The organism is Muricoprocola aceti (assembly GCF_025567005.1).
Lineage (GTDB): Bacteria > Bacillota > Clostridia > Lachnospirales > Lachnospiraceae > Marvinbryantia > Marvinbryantia aceti.
In genome coordinates, this window is record NZ_JAOQKE010000019.1 from 25346 (window position 1) to 44546 (window position 19201).

Genomic DNA, 19201 nt, shown 5'->3' on the forward strand with positions numbered 1-19201 from the left:
ACAATTATGGACAAAAAGAGCTTTAATATTAAAGAATATGTTTCGTTTATCATACTGTTTGTAACGATTCTGTTCTTTTCAATTTTCGGTAAAGGATTTCTCTCTGTCAGTAACTTCCTGAATGTTTTCCGCCAGCAGTCTATTATCTGTATCTGCGCAATGGGAATGATGATGGTCATCTTGACAGGTGGTATTGATCTTTCCATGGGATCGGTTATTGGTGTGGTAGGCGCATTAAATGCATATCTTATGGTGAATATGAAAATGCATTTTCTTGTATCATCCATGATCTGTCTTGCTGTGGCAGTGGGATATGGTATATTTAACGGATTCGTAATTGCAAAATTACATGTGCCGCCAATGGTTGCAACACTGGCAACTATGACAGGCGGCCGAGGAATCTGCTACGTCATTACCAAAGGTGTGTCTATCTATGGATTCAGCGATAAGTATAAAATCCTTGGACAAGGGTATTTGGGACCGGTTCCGATACCGGTTATCATTGCAATAGCATTTGTAGTGATTGCATGGTGGATTTTGACCCAGAGACCACATGGTACATATTTATATGCATTGGGCGGAAATACAGAGGCTTCCAGACTTTGTGGAATCAATGTGGAAAAAGAACTGTTGGTAACTTATACTCTGGCTGGATTATTTGCAGGAATCGCAGGACTGGTGCTTCTGGCAAGACTTGGATCTGCATCAGCAGCCCTTGGTGACGGATATGAAATGGATATCATTACAGCAGTGGTGCTTGGCGGTGTAAGTATCAGTGGCGGAAGTGGTAAGTTGAGAGGTACTGTCTGCGGTGTCCTGACAATGGGACTTTTGACCAATGGACTTCTGATTATGGGACTGAGTGATTACTATCAGATGATTGCGAAATGCTTCGTGCTTCTGATTGCAGTTGCGTTCGATAAGAACTTTACCGGGACTGTGAAAAGTAAAAATTAGAAATTTAAATAAACAATGAATGTAGAAATAGATGAAGGAAGATATAGACAATGAAAAAGGAAAGAGCATTAGAAGTAAAAGGACAACTGGAAAACTTTCTGACCCGCAGTGTAACATTTTGGCTGAAAAATGGAATTGACAAAGAATATGGTGGATATTTGGTTTGCTTTGATGAAAAAGGAAATCCAATGAAGTCACTGGAAGTCATGACGCCTACAGATAAGATGATTGTGACACAGACAAGAATGATCTGGGGATTTTCAAGTTTATTGCGAAGTGGTTTTGCAAAAAAATATGGCTGGGAAGAAGACTGCGAAAAAGCTGCAAAGCAAGGGGTAGAGTTTTTCATTGATCATTTCTGGGATAAAAAGAACGGCGGATTTGCCTGGTATACCAACAGAAAAGGAGAAGCGCAGGACAATGGCAAGCTGGTTTATGGACAGACCTTTGCAATCTATGCTCTGGCAGAATATGCGTTGGCAACAGGTGATGAAACAGCACAGGAATATGCAGAAAAAACATTTGATCTGTTAATGAAATACTGTGTCGATACTGCAAGAGGAGGCTACTATGAAAACATGACAGAAGACTGGATACCGGAAACGGAGATTGATAAAGGCGGAAACCTGAAGTCACTGGATATTCATATGCATACAATGGAAGCATTGACCACATTATATGAATGTACCGGAAAAGAAGTGCACCGCAGACGGCTTCTGGAAGTAATTAACATCATTGTGGATCACATGATTGATTATAACTATATGTGTGGACGCAATCAGTTCTCATTCAAATTTGAAACAAAGGATGCCAGAGAGATCAACAGAACTTGGAATTACGATCGCGCTCCGGAAAATGCCAACAAAAATACAAGAGATACTACATCCTATGGACACAATATTGAATTGACTTGGCTGTTGAATCGTGCATACAAAATACTTGGATTTTCACCAGCAAAGGAGTTGACAAAAGCATTTGCAGAATATACCATTACAAATGGATGGGATGAAGAACATGGCGGAATCTACCGGGATGGTATGCATGACGGAAGAGTGGTAGTGACGGATAAAGAATGGTGGCAGAATTTTGAGTCTCTGACTGGATTTCTGGATGCGTATCAGGTAATCGGTGATGAACGTTATCTGGAAAAATTTTATGAATTATGGGAGTTTGATCACACATATTTCTATATTGAAGAAGTGGGAGAATCCAGACAGTTGCTTCAGGCAGACGGAACACCTATCATCACAGACGTGGGAAATCAGTGGAAATGTATTTATCACACAGACAGGGCAATGATCGAGTGTATTGGAAGACTGGAAGAACTGTTGGAAAAAAATAAATAAAAACCATCATAGAGCCATTTTGCAGAAATTGTAGAATGGTTCTTTCTTTTTTACAAAATGTTTCCAATATAGAGTATACTCAAGTATGCGACGTTGAATGGACAGTTAAAACCTGTTTATAACATCCTGCATGGAGTACCATGCGTACAGGGACAGTTACATATGCCGTAACGGAAAGAAGAACTGGAACAGATTACAAGTGAGTATGGGGCGATGCTCTGGATGAATTGAAGTATTCTGGCAGGAAGGACAGGAAGTCGCCCTTTTGTATTAAAATCGGCATAAAGTTTGATGGTTGAAAATAAAGCAGTTTAAAATGATGCATGTTGAAAGGAATGTCACACAGCAAAAATATATGCTAATGCGACAGTCCCTTTGTTTGAATAAATGAATATCAGTTGTGATATATCAGGCGATCCTCGGTGATATTCTCCAGTACCTGAAGATAACGGTTTGCCCAGTAATGAGCCATGGAAAGATTCAGATCCAGATAGTTACCGCAGTCTCTTGCAGAAGCACCAGGAATCTGACCTTCATAATCATGGATAAACTGATACATCTCGATCATCAGATCTACGATATCTTTCGATTCATAATCGCCAGCCAGGATCAGATAAAATCCGGTACGGCAGCCCATCGGTCCAAAATAAACAGTCTTATCTTTGTATTCCGGATGGTTGCGCAGGAAAGTAGCACCCAGATGTTCGATGGCATGAACCTCAGCGGTATTCATCACCGGTTCCAGATTCGGGGTGGTCATACGCAGATCAAAGGTAGTCAGAACCTCAGCACCTATATGATCCTTGCGGGATACGTAGACTCCTGGTCTTAAAGTAAGATGATTGACAGTAAAGCTTGCTATTTTTTCCATAATAAGATTCTCCTTTATTTCATAGCGCTATCAATGTAAAATGTTGCTTTATCCCTTAGTATGAAGCAAGAAATGGGAAAAGTCAATCTTCATAAAAAATTCATAAATTATTATAGAACAGGGTATTGAATTTTCTGAAAAAAGTGGTAGAATAGCTTCAGTGTTAAAGTAAAGCACTGATAAAGAGGAGGAAATTATCATGAAAAAGAAATTATTAGCATTAACAGCAGTCGTTGCATTAGCAGGTGTTGTTATGGTTGGATGTGGAAGCAGCAAGAAAGAAACAGAAGCAGCCACAGAGGCAGCTACAACAGCTGTTACAGAAGCTACAGAAGCAGCTTCCGAAGCTGAAACAACTGTTGACACAGAAGAAGCTACAGAAGCAGCTTCCGAAGAAGCTACTACAGAGGCAGCTTCCGAAGCAGCTACAACAGAAGCAGCAGAATAATTCATTTCGAATTAAGATGCGAACAGGCACTGTGAGAATTTTCTCACGGTGCTTTTTTTTATGCGCTGTTTAGTGTATACTAAATAGCAGAAAATAAGAGAAGCGGAAAGGAGTCGGACAATGAGAGCAGGAATGGGATATGATGTGCACCGTCTGGTGGAAGGACGCAAGCTAATTCTGGGAGGTGTGGAGATTCCTTATGAAAAAGGGCTGCTGGGACATTCCGATGCAGATGTACTGCTGCATGCAATTATGGATGCACTTCTGGGAGCGGCAGCTCTGGGAGATATCGGAAAACATTTCCCGGATACGGATCCAGCCTATGAAGGTGCTTCCAGCATGAAGCTTCTGGAACATGTGGGTGCACTTCTGGAAGATCATAACTATGTAATTGAGAATATAGATGCAACGATTATTGCGCAGAGACCGAAGATGCTGCCGCACATTCCGCAGATGGTAAAAAATGTTGCCGGTGCCCTGGGACTGGAAGAAAACCAGGTAAATATTAAAGCAACCACGGAGGAAGGTCTGGGATTTACCGGAAGCGGAGAAGGCATTTCCTCACAGGCCATCTGTATGCTGACACCGGTGATGGATATCAGCAGTTTTGATTATATGGGACAGGCTGGCGGAGGCTGTGCAGGATGTGGCGGCTGTCAGAACAGGTAAGACGATGGCGGTATTGAAAAAGACGGAACTTGTAAAAGCGAGAAAACTGTGGGAAGAGGTATTCGAAGAAGATACAGCAAAGTTTCTGGATTATTATGAAATTTATGTAGCAGACCATAATCAGATCTTTGCAGAAGAGGAAGCTGGGGATGTTGTCTCCATGGTACAGCTGAATCCTTACCGGGTGCATATGGGAGAGGAAGAAGCAGACAGTTATTATATTGTGGCGGTGGCCACCAGAGAAAGCTGTCGTCATCAGGGACGTATGCGGAGACTCCTGACGGAAGCATTGCAGTTTATGTATCAGGAAAAAATACCATTTACGTTTCTTATGCCGGCATCGGAGGCAATCTACCAGCCCTTTGATTTTCTGACGGTGTACCGGCAAAGCATGTTTACTCATGGGGCAGAGTTGGACACAGATACTGACAGCTCATGGCATTGTATACCATGCCGTCGGGAGCAGCTAAAAGAGCTGGCAGAATGGTCAGATGCATTTTTACAGAAGCACAGTGAGATATCGACTGTGAGGACGGAAGACTATTATAAGCGTATCTGGATGGAACAGGAATCCATGAATGGACAGATCCTGCTTTTTTATGAAGACAGTCAGATGAAGGGCTATTGTTTTACTGGTTATGAGGGAAGCGGAGAAGCATGGGAGATTGCAGTAGAAGCAGATAACCCAGAAGAGCAAACAGGCTCAGAACCCCGGACAGTTTCAGATTCTCAGGCATTGGCCAATCGCAGGGCAGTAGAAGCACTGACCCGCTGGTTTGGCGTACAGGATCAGCTGCCAATACGTATCTGCGGTTTTCTGCCAGAGTCTTATATAGATGGAATTCCATTAAGTGAGATGACATATCGGCCGATGACCATGGTACGGATTGTGAATCTGGAAGCGTTTGTAAGTCATTTGAGAGCAAAGAAGCCAGTGCAGTTTGTACTTTATATAAAAGATCCCATCATACCGGAGAATTGTGGCGTATTCTGCTTTGAACTTGGAGGAGAAGATGCGACGCTGACTCGTATGGAAGCAAATACAGAGCAGAATAAGGGGGCAGGAGAGATCCCGGAACTGACCATTTCAGAGCTTGCGGCAGCGCTGTATGGTGTGGAGCGAAATGAGAAGATTCCGCAGAGCGATATTTATCTGCTGGAGCATGTATACTTGAATGAAATTGTGTGATTAAGGGGAGACACATTATGGAAGAAAAAGAAATTATAGAACTGCGGGCACATCATTTATTATGTATGCCGATGTATTCCGGACATGGATACAGTGAAGAATTTTGTCAGCATATGTCGGAGGTCATCGACTATCTGCATACAGGAAAGGCATCCTTACGGATTCTGCCCACACCGGATGAGGTGTGCAGCCATTGTCCGAATCTGCAGCCGGTGTCGGAAGCAGAAGTGGACCTGGAAGGAAATACGCTGAACCGGGAGCTGGTACGATCTGAAGATCCACGGGTGGCAGGCCGATCCTGTAAACATGAATCACGAACTTCCACAAAGGATAGCATGTTGCTGGAAGCATTTGGACTGATTGGAGGCACTGTGTATACCGCAGAGGAACTGGTGGCAACTGTGCAGAAAAATATGACAGAAGCGATGTTTGAAAAATCCTGCGGAAAATGTTCATGGAGAGAACAGGGACTGTGTAATTATGCGATGTGGCAGGAACATTTTCCTAAGCTGTTTTCCAGATAGGCCACATATCGGGTATCTAAGTGTCATCCGACCCCGGAAAAGAAGAAGCAAGCGAAATCCGAGGTCATGTCCAGAATGAGAGAAACTCACAAAATAGCCTGTAGAACAGTAGATATGTTGACAAATGCCTGTTTTTTTCATACACTTAGAAAGAATGAAACCGTATCTGTGAAGGCATTAAACAGATATAGATAATGAATGATAAAATGGAGAAATAACATGAGAGTTTATAATACGATGACAAAGAAAAAAGAGGAGTTTGTGCCTCTGGTACCTGGTAAAGTAAGCATGTATGTATGCGGACCGACTGTGTACAACCTGATTCATATTGGAAATGCACGTCCGATGATTGTGTTTGATACCGTAAGACGTTATATGGAACATAAAGGATACGAAGTGAATTATGTGTCCAATTTTACAGACGTGGATGATAAGATCATCAAGAAAGCCATTGAAGAAGGGATTACTGCAGAAGAAGTATCTCAGCGTTATATTGCAGAATGCAAGAAAGATATGGCAGACATGAATGTAAAGCCGGCCACCACACATCCACTGGCGACACAGGAGATCGATGGAATGATTGATATGATCGCCACATTGATTGAAAAGGGCTATGCGTATCCAGCGGCAGATGGAACGGTATATTTCCGTACCCGCCAGTTTAAAGAATATGGCAAGCTGTCTCACAAGAATCTGGATGATCTGAGAGCTGGAAACAGATCACTTCTGGTATCAGGAGAAGATCAGAAGGAAGATCCGTTGGATTTCGTGCTCTGGAAGCCGAAGAAAGAGGGAGAACCTTCCTGGCCGTCTCCATGGTGCGACGGACGTCCTGGCTGGCATATTGAGTGTTCTGTGATGTCTAAAAAGTATCTTGGAGAAGAAATCGATATTCATGCAGGCGGGGAAGACCTGATTTTCCCACATCATGAGAATGAGATTGCACAGAGCGAATGCTGCAACGGAAAGGAATTTGCAAGATATTGGCTGCACAATGCATTCCTGAACATTGATAACCGTAAGATGTCCAAGTCTCTTGGCAACTTTTTCACTGTTCGTGAGATCGGAGAAAAATATGATCTGCAGGTACTGCGTTTCTTCATGCTCAGTGCACATTACAGAAGTCCGCTGAACTTCAGTGCGGATCTGATGGAAGCGTCAAAGAATGCGCTGGATCGTATTATCAATGCAGTAGAGAATCTGAAGTTCCTGGCAGGTAATGGAGCAGAAGGTGAGATGACAGAAGCTGAACAGAAAGAAGTGGAAGGTCTCGCTGAGTTTGAGAAGAAATTCGATGAAGCCATGGACGATGATTTCAATACCGCAGATGCTATCGCAGCGATCTTCGAACTGGTAAAATATGCCAACAGCAATGTAACAGCGGAAAATACAAAGGCATTTATCAACACAGTAAAAGAGAAAATTGTCAGTCTGGCTGATATTTTGGGACTGATTGTGGAAAAAGAAGAAGAAATTCTGGACAGCGATATTGAAAAGCTGATCGAAGAACGTCAGGCAGCCAGAAAAGAAAAGAATTTTGCAAGAGCAGATGAGATCCGTAACCTTCTGCTGGAAAAAGGAATTGTATTAAAGGATACCAGAGAAGGCGTAAAATGGGAGAGAGCATAATGAACCAGGATTATCTGGAAGTGCAGATGCATCTGGAAGAGAAGGATTTGCGCCAGTATTCGCCTCTGGTTCTGGCCTATATTGGTGATGGTGTGTTCGAACTGATTATCCGGACGATTATGGTACGGCAGGATAACAGCCCGGTGCAAAAGCTTCACAGGCGAACCAGTACGCTTGTGAAGGCTGAGAATCAGGCAGAGATGATAGACCGGATGATGGAGCATCTTACAGAAGAAGAGGTGGCTGTGTACCGTAGAGGGAGAAATGCCAGGTCCTGTACCAAGGCGAAGAATGCATCTACCGGAACGTACCGGAAGGCTACCGGATTTGAGGCTTTGATTGGGTATCTGTATCTTCAGAAGAAGACAGAGCGCATCATTGACCTGGTGAAGATTGGGCTGGAAGGGGAAGACTTTAAAAGAGTGGATACCCATAACCATCACGGAGAACACAAAGAACATTAAAAGAGCGCAAAAATTCAGAGCCATATATATCGAGTATGAGCATGGCTCTGAATCTTTATAAGTGAGGAAAACATGAGATACGAAGAATTAACAATTGAGGGGAGAAATGCAGTCACAGAGGCATTTCGTTCCGGAAAAACCATTGATAAGTTATTTGTTCTGGATGGCTGCCAGGATGGACCGGTAAGAACCATTCTTCGAGAAGCCAAAAAGCATGACACAATTATCAATTTTGTAGCAAAAGAACGACTGGATCAGATGAGTGAGACAGGAAAGCATCAGGGAGTCATTGCCATAGCAGCAGCTTATGAATATGCAGAAGTAGAGGATATTCTGGCTCTGGCAGCAGAAAAAGGAGAAGCGCCATTTATTTTCCTGCTGGATAATATCGAAGATCCGCACAATCTGGGTGCTATTGTCCGTACAGCGAACCTGGCGGGTGCCCATGGAGTGATTATCCCAAAACGTCGTGCGGTTGGACTGACGGCAACCGTAGCCAGAACCTCGGCAGGGGCACTGAACTACACACCAGTGGCTAAGGTGACCAATTTAAGCAAGACCATTGAAGAACTGAAAAAACAGGGCATGTGGTTTGTCTGCGCCGATATGGGTGGAGAGAGTATGTACCGTCTGAATCTGACTGGACCAATTGGTCTGGTGATCGGCAATGAAGGCGAAGGCGTCAGCAGACTGGTAAAAGAAAAATGTGACTATGTGGCATCAATTCCGATGAAAGGAGATATTGATTCTCTGAATGCATCGGTGGCAGCGGGGGTATTAGCTTATGAGATTGTACGTCAACGGCTTGGCGAAAAATAGAACAGGAAATCATACCGGATATCTTGCAGGCTTTCTGTTCCTGCTGATCGTCGTGATCAGCGGGCAGAAAGCCTGTGCTGCTGTTACGGAAGGAGAACCGGGAAAGACCTACAGCGGTGAATATGTGGTGATTGTAAATGCGGGGGAAGAGAATACGGAAAGTACCGGAAAACTGACTTTTGCAGAAGGAACAGATATTCAAAGTCTGAGTACTCACAGTGAGGCAGTATCCGACACGGCGGAAAGGGAGGCTGTGCCATATAATCTGGCAGAACTTTCCGGTGAGGCAGTTAAAAGTAGTAATGACAGCGCTGCCTGTGGACTGACCACTTATGAAATCGGAAGTCAGAGAAGCTTTTATACCTATCATGGATACCGTGCCTTTACCTGCATTGGCAGTGGAAACAACTGTTACATCTGGATGGAGGACGGACTGAAAAATACATATGATGCTGCGGGGAAAACAGATCGGATAGCCGGTGATATGATGCAGACATATGAACAGGGTGCATATGAGACATTGTATGAACTCAGTGGCGGAAATATTCCATGCAGAGATGGAAGTGGAAAGCTGTCCATAACCCTGGAGCAGATATCCAGCGCCAGTGGTGTCTATATGGGAAAAGGAAATGAACCAGACATTACAGCAATCCATATCAATACCAAATCGGCGGCTGATTATACATACGGAAGTATGCGGACAACCAGTGCACTTCTGGTACACGAAGGACAGCATGCACTGTTTGAAGAGTTTACATCCTATAATTATGCAGAAAAGTATATGGGAATCAATGAGGGCTTATCGGTGGCGGCAATGGAATATGTCTGGGGCAACAGTGATATCAGCAACTGGCTGGGATATATTGCGGGAAATCATGAGGTGCAAAATGGATCCTCCATTTTATATCGCTCTTATCGAAATAAGACAGCACAGGATTATAGTTTGCCGTATCTGTTTGTGCGGTATCTCATTAATCGCAAATCAGGAGAGTATAACCCCACTGCATTTTTTCGTGCTGCATATGGAGTATCCGCAGCAGATAAAACAGCCGGGACTTATCTGCAGGCGGTTATGGGAGAAAATGTCGGTTTTGCAGATCTGGTAACAGATTTTTACACGGCTATTGCAGCCGATGAGTCGTCAGGCCGTTACGGATTTGAGGGAGATGCTGTGGTACAGAGTACATTGAATGACTATCCGTACTATGTGGGGGGAAGCGGCAGTGAGGTGAGTCTGGAACCTACAGCGGCAATTCTTCTTCATCTGGGACAGGGAGGCAGCTTTACGGTACCGTCCAATGGTGGAAGTCATATCCGTTATCGGATTATCGGAGAAAAGAACAGTACCTTAAATCCAGGAACAGGAAGTGGTACGGCAGAAGATCCGTATCAGATCACAACCGTAAAAGAATGGAATCAGATAGCAAATCGGCCGGGCGGTCATTATCGGTTGATGAACGACCTGACTTTTACTGGGAATGCAGTTACGATGATTGGAACATTTTCAGGAGAACTAGATGGAAATGGGCATACGATAAAAGGGGTGACACATCCGATCTGTTCTGTGAATGCAGGGAAGATACAAAATCTGAATGTGCAGGCAAATGTGACAGGAGTGGCCAGTAATTCGTATGGAGTGATCACACAGATGAATCAGGGACTGATTGATCATTGCACGGTTACCGGAACGATGAAAACAATTCTGTATGGACAATATACGAGTGTAGGTACACATACCGGAGTTATAACCGGTGAGAACGAAGAGGCCGGGACGATTCAGTATTGTACCGTAACAGCAGTGACAGAGCTGACGGCATCTGCCCTGCAGTCCAGAAACGGAGGAATAGCAGGATCCAACAGAGGAATCATTGCGAACTGCTGTTTTAAAGGAAGTTTAAAAGTGAATCAGCCAGATGAATCAGCGACAGTCTATACTGGGGGAATTGCAGGTGAAACAGGTGTAAATGGTGGTATTGGAGGCAGTATAAAACAATGTCTGAATGCCGGAGAGATTATTGTGACTGGAGGTGTGGCACAGACCGGTCAGATCTGTGGGAACAAATTGCATGCGTACCTCACAAACTGCTACGGAAAGAATAACACCCTTCCGTTGTTTGGCACGGAAAAAGAAGATGCACAGCAGGCAACCAGTAAAAAGCTGACAGACGAGGAATGGAAAAATGGGGATTCTTTTACCGGATTAGATTTTAATTCTGGATGGCAGATGGGGACGGATGGACCGGAAATGACCGGGGCAGATAGTATTTTTAGCCTTGAGGTGACCGGGCAGCCAACCTGTTGCTATGTGGGAGAGGAACTTTATCGATGGGGAAGTCTGAAGGTAAACAATTCAAATTATATACAAATCACGAGTGATATGATTGCACAATTTGACAGTTCTAAAAGTGGCAACAGTCAGGTAGTGGTGAGATATATGGGAAGAACGCTGACTTATTCCATAAAGGTAAAAGAGCCGGTAACAGTGGCCAGTTTGCAGCTATCCGGCAAACCAAAGAAAACAGCCTATGTAGAAGGAGAGAAATTTGATCCAAACGGTATTCTGATGCTGGCAAAAATTGATGGAGAAGAACAGATGCGTTATATCCGGTCTGGTTTTCAGTGCAGACCGGAAACATTAAAGACATCGGATACCAGCGTGACCATTACTTATTATGGGCAGACGATATCGATACCGGTTACCGTATCTGCAAAGATACCAAAAAAACTGGAGATTTATGAGGAACAGAACCGAAGATATACGGCGGGAACACGATTGGACCTGTCGGAGGTAAAAGTAAGGATTACTTACAGCAACGGGGAAAAATCAACATGGATTACCGAAACAGAATTTGATCAGTATCAGATTCATCTTGCTAGAAAAGCAGTGGACAGCCAGAGCTTTATATCAGCTGAAAAAACGCAGACATTAAGCAGTTCGGACAATGGAAGTGTGTACTATCTGTATGCCGGAAGTGTGTTGCCAGACAAATATAATGCGGTAAGCTGCAGACTTGGAACGGTCACGATACAGGCACCACTGCCGATAGACGGACAAAGCAGTAATGTAGGACAGGAGCCTGGAAATGGTGCAGGAAATAGTAATGCAAAAGTGAATGGGAATGATGCAGTAATTCCAGCTATAGTTAAGTTGAATGCCACAAGTCTTCCGCTTCAGGTGAAAAAGAGTACCACAGCGTTAAAAATAAAAGAGTACACTGCAGGAGATGCGGTAGCCAATTGGAGCAGCTCAAACAAAAAAGCAGCTGTCGTCAATGCCAGAACAGGAAAGATCACAGCCAGAAAGACGGGAAAGACTACAATAACCGTAACAATGCAAAGTGGTGCCACAGCAAAATGTCTGATCAAAGTCCAGAAAGGAAGAGTAAAGACAAAGAAGCTGAATGTCGGAAAAACAGCCATTACTCTAAAGAAAGGAGAAAAATACCGCATTATCTGGGAAAGGCTGCCACTGACCTCCAGTGAGAAAGCAACTTTCCAGAGCAGCAAGAAAAAGATTGCCGCTGTATCAGGAAAAGGTATCATTACAGCGAAAAAGAAAGGCACAACGTACATCACAGTGAAATCCGGCAGCAAAAAACGAAAGATAAGAGTCACAGTGCGGTAAACCAAGGGGACGATGATTTTGCTTTTTAAACTGCCGATTTTGCAAAAATAGAAAATTGGCAAAATAATCTGCTATAATCATAAATGTTTCCAGTCTGTAAAGCCTCACCCAAATCTGAAAAGAAATGGGATGGGGTTTTTGACATTTATGCGAGCAATAAATCAAAGTCCATGCTTATGCAAGATTCCTATGCAACAAAAAACGGATGATCGTCTGATCATCCGTTAAGCAAGCTGATGACGGGAGTTGAACCCGTGACCTCCTCATTACCAATGAGGTGCGCTACCACCTGTGCCACATCAGCCTGAGCGATTGCTCGCTACAGTTAGATATACTACCATATGAGTACTAAACTGTCAAGCAATTTTTGTAAATTTATTCACGCTCTATATCCGCATGATCAGTTCCAACACAAATACCACGATGCAGGCTGCGGAGGAGACGAAAAAGAGGCTTTTTCCCATCCAGGCAGCAATCACAGCAACAGCCAAAGCAGCCCATGCGGAGATGAGACTTCCGGTAGCAGATAAAATGGCCGGGAAGGTCATAACAGCCAGAGTGACGTAAGGAATGTAATACAGAAAGGAACGAAGGGTAACGTTCCTGATTTCTTTACGAATCAGTGTCAGTGGCAAAATGCGGATCAGAGAGGTAACAAGTACCATGATTGCAATATAGATATAAATATTATTCGGCATCTTTGTTATCCTCCTTTACTGGAAAAAGAATCGCGGCAGCACCGGATAACAAAATGGTCAGAATAATGACTTTCATACCGGTAGAAATACCTGACAGGAATGGCAGATAAGAGAACAGACTACTGCATAACATGGCTGCGATCACCAGTCCTGCAATGACTTTATTTTTTCTTGCAGGAGGAATGATGACAGCCAGAAACATTCCATACAGAGCCACACTTAAGGCTCTGGTGATCCGGGCTGGCAATGCAGTTCCAAGGACTACGCCAAGACAGGTACCCAGTGCCCAGCCTGGGATCGCCACCGCGGCAGTTCCATAAGTATAAAATGGATTCAGCTTTCCGGGACGCGAAGAAGAAACGCCAAAGATCTCATCTGTGATGAAGAAACCTGTCCAGAAGCGGTGAAACAGAGAGCTGTCTTCTGACAGCTTCTGAGACAGAGCACAGGACATTAGCAGATAACGCAGATTGATAATGGCCTGAGACAGTGCCAGTTCCAGATAAGGAGCTCCCATACTGATAATACTTAAAGCTGCAAATTCTCCGGCAGAAGTAAAGTTCGTCAGGCTCATGATGGTGGCAGGAAACGCATGAATGCCAAAATTTCTGGCGGCAATACCAAGTGTAAAAGATACGGCAAGATAGCCGAGAGCAATGGGAATGCCGTCCCGGAGCCCGTCCCGAAAATTTTGTAAATTATAACTGTTCATAAATACCCCCAGAATATATAATAGTAGGTAGAATTAGCGTCCGCAGTCTATTATAGGATTCTAATAGAAGAAAAGCAACCCTTTCACGGGACGAACAGGAGGATAATTATGCAGTATGATAAAGTTTGCCTGGAGACATTTTTAGAGAAACAGACCCAGTTATTTGACGAGCCGGTAGCAGAGACTTTGGAAGAGGCAGAGTATTTTCTGGAGGATTCTCTGGCTGTTGTAAAAAAGGATATGAAAGAAGTAAAAAAATATTTCAAGGACAATATGGATATTGCCGGTATGTCTGAGGAAGAGATCCTGGAAGCCAGTGAAGTATTTCCACTTCCAGATGGCAGATACCTGATTGTAGAAGGGTAACAGGAATCAATGGCTTTTGAAAAATATGGGGATGACTGCATCATTTATGAAAAAATCATACCAGAAAGAACAGCAGAATATGCAGAGTACCCGGAAATGCTGCATCAGGAGTTAAAAATATATCTGAAAGAACAGAAGATAGAAAAGCTTTATGTCCACCAGGCGGAGATGTTTGAGCTTGCACAGGAGAAGAAGCATGTGGTGATTACTACATCTACGGCCAGTGGAAAGACCTTAAGTTTTTTGCTTCCGGTGGTGCAGGCTGTTTTGGAAAATCCACAGACTCGTGCAATCTTTGTCTATCCGACGAAGGCACTGGCGGCAGATCAGTACCGTGCCTTGCAGCCGATGCTGAACTATTTTGGAAAAAGCAGGATCAGTGCAGGAGTGTATGACGGGGACACACCGGTGGCGGAGCGCAGCCGGATTCGAAAAAGTGCCAATATAATTCTGACAAATCCGGAGATGCTGAACGGCTCGATGCTTCCGAATCATAGCAAGTATGGATTTGATTTTATTTTTGCCAATTTAAAATTTGTGGTACTGGATGAATTGCATACTTATCGTGGGGCTTTTGGATCGCATATGGCAAATGTCTGTCGCCGTATGGATCGTATCTGCCGGTATTATCATGGAACACCGCAGTTCTTGTGCAGCTCAGCCACTATAGCTAATCCGGTGGAACTTGCAGAAAAGATCTGCGGGAAATCCTTTGCCTGTGTCAGCCATGATGGATCAGGTGCAGCAGAGCGCAGATATTGTCTGGTGCAGCCCCCTAAGATTCAGGGGAAAGATGGAAATTACTATGGACAGGAGTCTACGGTAGCGGTAGCAGCGCAGATGTTGCCCCGGTTGATAGAAGAAGAAAAGAGTTTTCTGGCATTTACACGTTCCAGAAGAAATGTAGAGATTGTGCTCAAAGAGACCAGAGACCGCCTGGATCAGGCTGGTTTGATCTCAGGTTACCGGGGTGGATATACACCGGAAGAACGAAAAGAGATTGAGCGTAAAATGATCGCGGGAGAGCTGTTGGGACTGGTATCTACCAATGCTCTGGAACTGGGAATCGATATCGGACAGATCAGCACTACTGTGCTGGTGGGATATCCGGGAACCAGAGCTTCCTTCTGGCAGCAGACCGGACGGGCAGGACGAAGTGGGAAAGGAAGTACCAGCTATCTGATTCTGGATCAGCAGCCAATGGATCAGTATATTGCACTGGAGCCAGACTGGCTCTTTGCAAACAGCAGTGAGAATGCTGTGATTGATCCGGACAATCTGTTGATTGAACTGGCTCATATCCGGGCCGCAGCAGCGGAGTTACCACTTTCACTGGATGATATGGCAGTATTTCCGGATCTTGGGGAAGCGATTCCGGTACTCTTGAATATGGATGAAGTGCGCAGTCAGAATGGACGATTTGCATGGGCTGGCGGAGAATATCCGGCAGGTGAATTTTCCATGCGTAATATAGACGAAAATCAGTATCAGCTGATGGCACGTGACAACGGAAAAGTAATTACACGAATGGATGAGAGCCAGGCTTTTCGGGAGATTTATCCGGGTGCAGTTTATCTGCATGATGGGGATTCCTGGCAGGTGGTAGAGCTGAATCTGGAGAGTAAGACCGGCTATGCCATTCCTTTTCATGGAAACTATTATACAGTATCTGGTGGTGAGACAAATATTGCGATTGTGCATGAGCACAAGAGTCAGACCTGGGAGCGAACCAGGCTTCAGTTTGGAGATTTGAAAGTAGAAGATTATGTCTATATGTATAAGAAGCTGCAGTTTCACAATCATCAGAATCTGGGATGGGAGCAGCTTCGCAAGCCACTGACGAAAGAATATGAGACGGAAGGAACCTGGATTCGGATTCCGGACAATGTAGTGCGCACTTATCGTGGGCTGCTTCAGCCAGATAAAGAGGGCAGATATATTCGAAACAATCATTTTGAAGGACTCTGTTTTGCACTGAAAAACGCAGCTCAGATGGTGACTATGACAGAACAGGAAGACATTGGTGTGACAACGTCATTAAATGCCATGGAACTGGCTGGATTTAATGATCAGGAGACGGCGCTGTATTTTTATGACCGCTATGTGGGGGGACTGGGATTTTCAGAAAAAATCTATGATCTGATTCCTCAGGCAGTGCAGCAGGCGATTCGCATGGTAAGCGGCTGCAAGTGCAAAGATGGCTGTGTGGCCTGTGTTGGGGATTACCGTCTGGATAAACAGATTGTGCTGTGGGGACTGAAGAATCTGCTTGCAGAAGAAGATGTGCCAAATAGTACGAAAGTAGTTTCCTGGGCGCCAACGATCTGGAAACAAAAGCCATTTACGTTGAAGAATCTTTCTGAAAAATGGACGGAATTTGTACAGAATGCCAGAGAAAACGGAGAGACATTTGCGGCATTTTTTGCCAGTGTAAGGCAGGTACAGGTATCAGAAAAGACCATCTGGCTGACGGTGAAGAATCAATTCTATGCAGACTGGGCCATGGCAGATACCAATCTGGCCGGATTGAAAAATGTACTGGACTATTATGTAGAACTGCCGGTTGGTACCAGACTGACTGTGATGGCAGATCAAAGCCAGAAGTCTGCAGAAATACAGCAGGATCGAAAAGCAAAGCAGGATAAAATGCTTCGCAGATATGAAAAACAGGAAAACAGAAAGGGACAAGATGCAGTTAAATCGATATCAGCAGGAGGCGGTTCTGGATGACAGCAATGCCTGTCTGGTAAATGCCAGTGTGGGAAGTGGAAAGACCACTGTTTTAATTGAAAAGATTCGTTATCTTCACGAAGAAAAGCAGGTACCCTTTTCAGAAATGTGTGTATTGACTTTTACGAATAAGGCGGCAGGAGAGATCCGGGATCGTATGGGCTGCCAGTATGATCTGTTTGGCACGTTTCATGGAGTGGCATTAAGAATGCTGCAGGAGCATTTGCCAGTGGAAGAATTGGGATACCAGTCTGGTTTTCAGGTGATGACACCGGAAGAAGAACTGGAGATGGCGCTGCAGCTGACAGGAGAGCATGGGCTGAAGATTAAATATAAGAATCGTATGAAAAAACGGCTGGATCAGGAAGAACGGACAGATGGTCGAAAGGTGCGGTATCAGGATGACTGGACACAGCTGATGGAACTGTTGAAGGCGGAAAAGAGAAAGCAGAATAAGATGACATATCGGGAACTTTTGCAAAATGCGACACAGTTACTGCAAAGTCATCCGGAAATGCTTGTCTTACAGTGGATCATTATTGACGAGGTGCAGGACTGCGATCATCTTCAAATGGCATTCCTGGAACAGTTGAAGAAGCCGGAGACGCATCTGTTTGCAGTAGGGGATCCCAATCAGGTGATCTACAGCTGGCGTGGAAGTGTATTTCAGATTTTTCCGCTGCTGCGCATGAAATATCAGGCAAGAGAGCTGTCGCTTCCGGTCAATTATCGATCTACCGGGACGATCCTGGAAGCGGCAAAGCGATTTCTGCAAAATGGTGCACCATTGGAAGGCTGTCGGGAGCAGGGGCAGAAGATTGTTATAAAGAAACATTATGATTCATTTCAGGAGGCGGATTATCTGGCAGGGAGAATCCGTAAGCTGCATCAGCAGGGGATTGCATATGGCGAAATTGGTATTTTTTACCGTTTGCAGAGTCAGTCGGAGATTCTGGAAAAGACGTTGCAGCGCTATGGAATTCCCTGTCAGGTATCGGTCAAAAAGAGTATGCAGGAGATTCCGGTATTGCACTGGTTTTTCTATGTGTTGAAGTCTGTCTGTTATCCAGAGGATGAATCCAGTCTGATGCAGGCACTGTGTGATAAGCAGTATGGAGAAGGGTGGACGCAGAAAAAGGCAGCGAAGGAGCTGGAAAAAGCCAGAATGGAAGAGAAAGAAGCGGGACTGAGGAAGAATTCAAATCTCCTGGAACGTATTCTGTGCCTGCAGGAAGAAGGCACAGATGCGAAAAAAACGGAAAACTGGAAGGAGACGCTGCTTACGCAGCTGCATCTGGAGGAGCAGATTCTTCTCACCAGTGCTTCGTATCAGAAGGATATGAATGATGTAAAACAGATGTTGGACAGTCTGGGGAGAATGGACATTCAGAACCAGGGATTAGGGGCATGTCTGAATCAGCTGGCACTTTCCGGCATGCAGTTGTATGAGCAGGAGGCAGAGCAGTCAGATGCGGTAAAGCTGATGACTCTGCACGCATCCAAAGGACTGGAATTTGATTATGTTTTTCTGATCGGAGTGAATTATGGACTGATTCCACTGCTTTCAGGAGGAATGGAATCTGAGGAAGAAGAACGGCGTTTGTTTTTTGTAGGAATGACCAGAGCAAAAGAGTATCTGGAACTGTCCTATTATACCAGTCCGGACGGACCACGGGTAATGCCGGGACCAGGCAGGTTCTTACGTCTCCTGCCAGAACGGCTGGTGGAAGCCCCAGAGGATTTCAGGGAACAGAGAAGAGACCGGGGAAGTGCGCAGGCACATCTGCAGGATATCAAGAAGCAGATAGAGCAGGCACGCCAGAAAGAAAATGTGCAGGTCACAGAATCGGCGTCAATGGAACAGGTGGGAAGCAGAGAAAGTGTGGCGGTCGATACCACAGCCAGGAGCCGGCGTGTACGTCATGCCAAATATGGCATCGGAGAGATCGTAGAAGAAAAAGAGATGCAGATCGTGGTGGAATTTCCGGATTATGGAAAAAAGGAATTTATCCGGCAGTTTGCGCCACTGGAATATCTGGATACTTAAATGTCATGAAGTAACTATTCAGAACTCACTGTAACTGTGAGGGTACTGAACAGTTAGATCAGACAAACAGATACAGACATAGGAATGATGAAGATATGGATGAATGG

Annotated in this window: 16 protein-coding genes and 1 tRNA gene; 13 read left to right on the plus strand and 4 right to left on the minus strand. The window is 44.5% G+C overall.

Annotation, left to right across the window (positions count from 1 at the left end; all coding sequences use genetic code 11):
- Window positions 1–6 precede the first annotated feature (6 nt).
- The gene (locus OCV47_RS12545; protein WP_262655429.1) at window positions 7–957 is read left to right on the plus strand and encodes an ABC transporter permease; all 951 of its coding nucleotides are present in this window, start codon (window positions 7–9) and stop codon (window positions 955–957) included.
- 50 nt (window positions 958–1007) lie between these two features.
- Entirely contained in the window at window positions 1008–2303 is a 1296-nt protein-coding gene (locus OCV47_RS12550) for an AGE family epimerase/isomerase (protein ID WP_262655430.1), read from the plus strand.
- A gap of 394 nt (window positions 2304–2697) precedes the next feature.
- Here the strand turns inward: OCV47_RS12550 and OCV47_RS12555 are convergent, their stop codons facing one another.
- Complete coding sequence (locus OCV47_RS12555) at window positions 2698–3174, minus strand: S-ribosylhomocysteine lyase (protein ID WP_262655431.1); 477 nt, start codon at window positions 3172–3174, stop codon at window positions 2698–2700.
- A gap of 199 nt (window positions 3175–3373) precedes the next feature.
- Here OCV47_RS12555 and OCV47_RS12560 point away from each other — a divergent pair, with 199 nt between their 5' ends.
- The 8 genes from OCV47_RS12560 to OCV47_RS12595 all read left to right on the plus strand — a co-directional run bounded on the left by OCV47_RS12560 (window position 3374) and on the right by OCV47_RS12595 (window position 12541).
- Window positions 3374–3622, plus strand: coding sequence for a hypothetical protein (locus tag OCV47_RS12560; RefSeq protein ID WP_262655432.1), 249 nt, complete (start codon window positions 3374–3376; stop codon window positions 3620–3622).
- A 120-nt stretch (window positions 3623–3742) separates the two neighbouring features.
- Window positions 3743–4291: a 2-C-methyl-D-erythritol 2,4-cyclodiphosphate synthase gene (gene ispF / locus OCV47_RS12565; RefSeq protein WP_117448419.1), complete on the plus strand. Its 549-nt coding sequence runs from the start codon at window positions 3743–3745 to the stop codon at window positions 4289–4291.
- Entirely contained in the window at window positions 4230–5480 is a 1251-nt protein-coding gene (locus tag OCV47_RS12570) for a GNAT family N-acetyltransferase (protein WP_262655434.1), read from the plus strand. The genes ispF and OCV47_RS12570 overlap by 62 nt, the downstream gene beginning before the upstream one ends.
- 17 nt (window positions 5481–5497) lie before the next feature.
- Window positions 5498–6004: a DUF1284 domain-containing protein gene (locus tag OCV47_RS12575; protein ID WP_117448421.1), complete on the plus strand. Its 507-nt coding sequence runs from the start codon at window positions 5498–5500 to the stop codon at window positions 6002–6004.
- Between the two features lie 219 nt (window positions 6005–6223).
- Entirely contained in the window at window positions 6224–7633 is a 1410-nt protein-coding gene (gene cysS / locus OCV47_RS12580; protein ID WP_262655435.1) for a cysteine--tRNA ligase, read from the plus strand.
- Entirely contained in the window at window positions 7633–8097 is a 465-nt protein-coding gene (locus OCV47_RS12585; RefSeq protein ID WP_262655436.1) for a Mini-ribonuclease 3, read from the plus strand. Before cysS ends, OCV47_RS12585 begins: the two co-directional genes overlap by 1 nt.
- 72 nt (window positions 8098–8169) lie before the next feature.
- A complete protein-coding gene (gene rlmB, locus OCV47_RS12590) occupies window positions 8170–8916 on the plus strand; it encodes a 23S rRNA (guanosine(2251)-2'-O)-methyltransferase RlmB (protein WP_262655437.1) in 747 nt (248 codons plus the stop codon).
- A complete protein-coding gene (locus tag OCV47_RS12595) occupies window positions 8882–12541 on the plus strand; it encodes an Ig-like domain-containing protein (protein ID WP_262655438.1) in 3660 nt (1219 codons plus the stop codon). Before rlmB ends, OCV47_RS12595 begins: the two co-directional genes overlap by 35 nt.
- A gap of 231 nt (window positions 12542–12772) precedes the next feature.
- Here the strand turns inward: OCV47_RS12595 and OCV47_RS12600 are convergent.
- The 3 genes from OCV47_RS12600 to OCV47_RS12610 form a co-directional block, all read right to left on the minus strand.
- A tRNA-Thr gene (locus tag OCV47_RS12600) sits at window positions 12773–12845 on the minus strand.
- Between the two features lie 82 nt (window positions 12846–12927).
- Window positions 12928–13239 carry an AzlD domain-containing protein gene (locus OCV47_RS12605; RefSeq protein ID WP_117448426.1) on the minus strand — a complete coding sequence of 104 codons (312 nt, stop codon included), beginning with the start codon at window positions 13237–13239 and terminating at the stop codon, window positions 12928–12930.
- Window positions 13229–13951: an AzlC family ABC transporter permease gene (locus OCV47_RS12610; protein WP_262655440.1), complete on the minus strand. Its 723-nt coding sequence runs from the start codon at window positions 13949–13951 to the stop codon at window positions 13229–13231. Before OCV47_RS12610 ends, OCV47_RS12605 begins: the two co-directional genes overlap by 11 nt.
- A 105-nt stretch (window positions 13952–14056) precedes the next feature.
- Between OCV47_RS12610 and OCV47_RS12615 the strand changes: the two genes are divergently transcribed.
- From OCV47_RS12615 to OCV47_RS12625, 3 genes are read left to right on the plus strand one after another with little or no spacing between them, the layout of a single operon-like run.
- Complete coding sequence (locus tag OCV47_RS12615; protein ID WP_117448449.1) at window positions 14057–14317, plus strand: glyoxalase; 261 nt, start codon at window positions 14057–14059, stop codon at window positions 14315–14317.
- A gap of 9 nt (window positions 14318–14326) precedes the next feature.
- Window positions 14327–17047 (plus strand): DEAD/DEAH box helicase, encoded by a 2721-nt coding sequence (locus OCV47_RS12620; protein ID WP_262655442.1) that lies wholly within the window; start codon window positions 14327–14329, stop codon window positions 17045–17047.
- Window positions 17007–19094: an ATP-dependent helicase gene (locus tag OCV47_RS12625; protein ID WP_262655444.1), complete on the plus strand. Its 2088-nt coding sequence runs from the start codon at window positions 17007–17009 to the stop codon at window positions 19092–19094. The genes OCV47_RS12620 and OCV47_RS12625 overlap by 41 nt, the downstream gene beginning before the upstream one ends.
- Window positions 19095–19201: the final 107 nt, after the last annotated feature.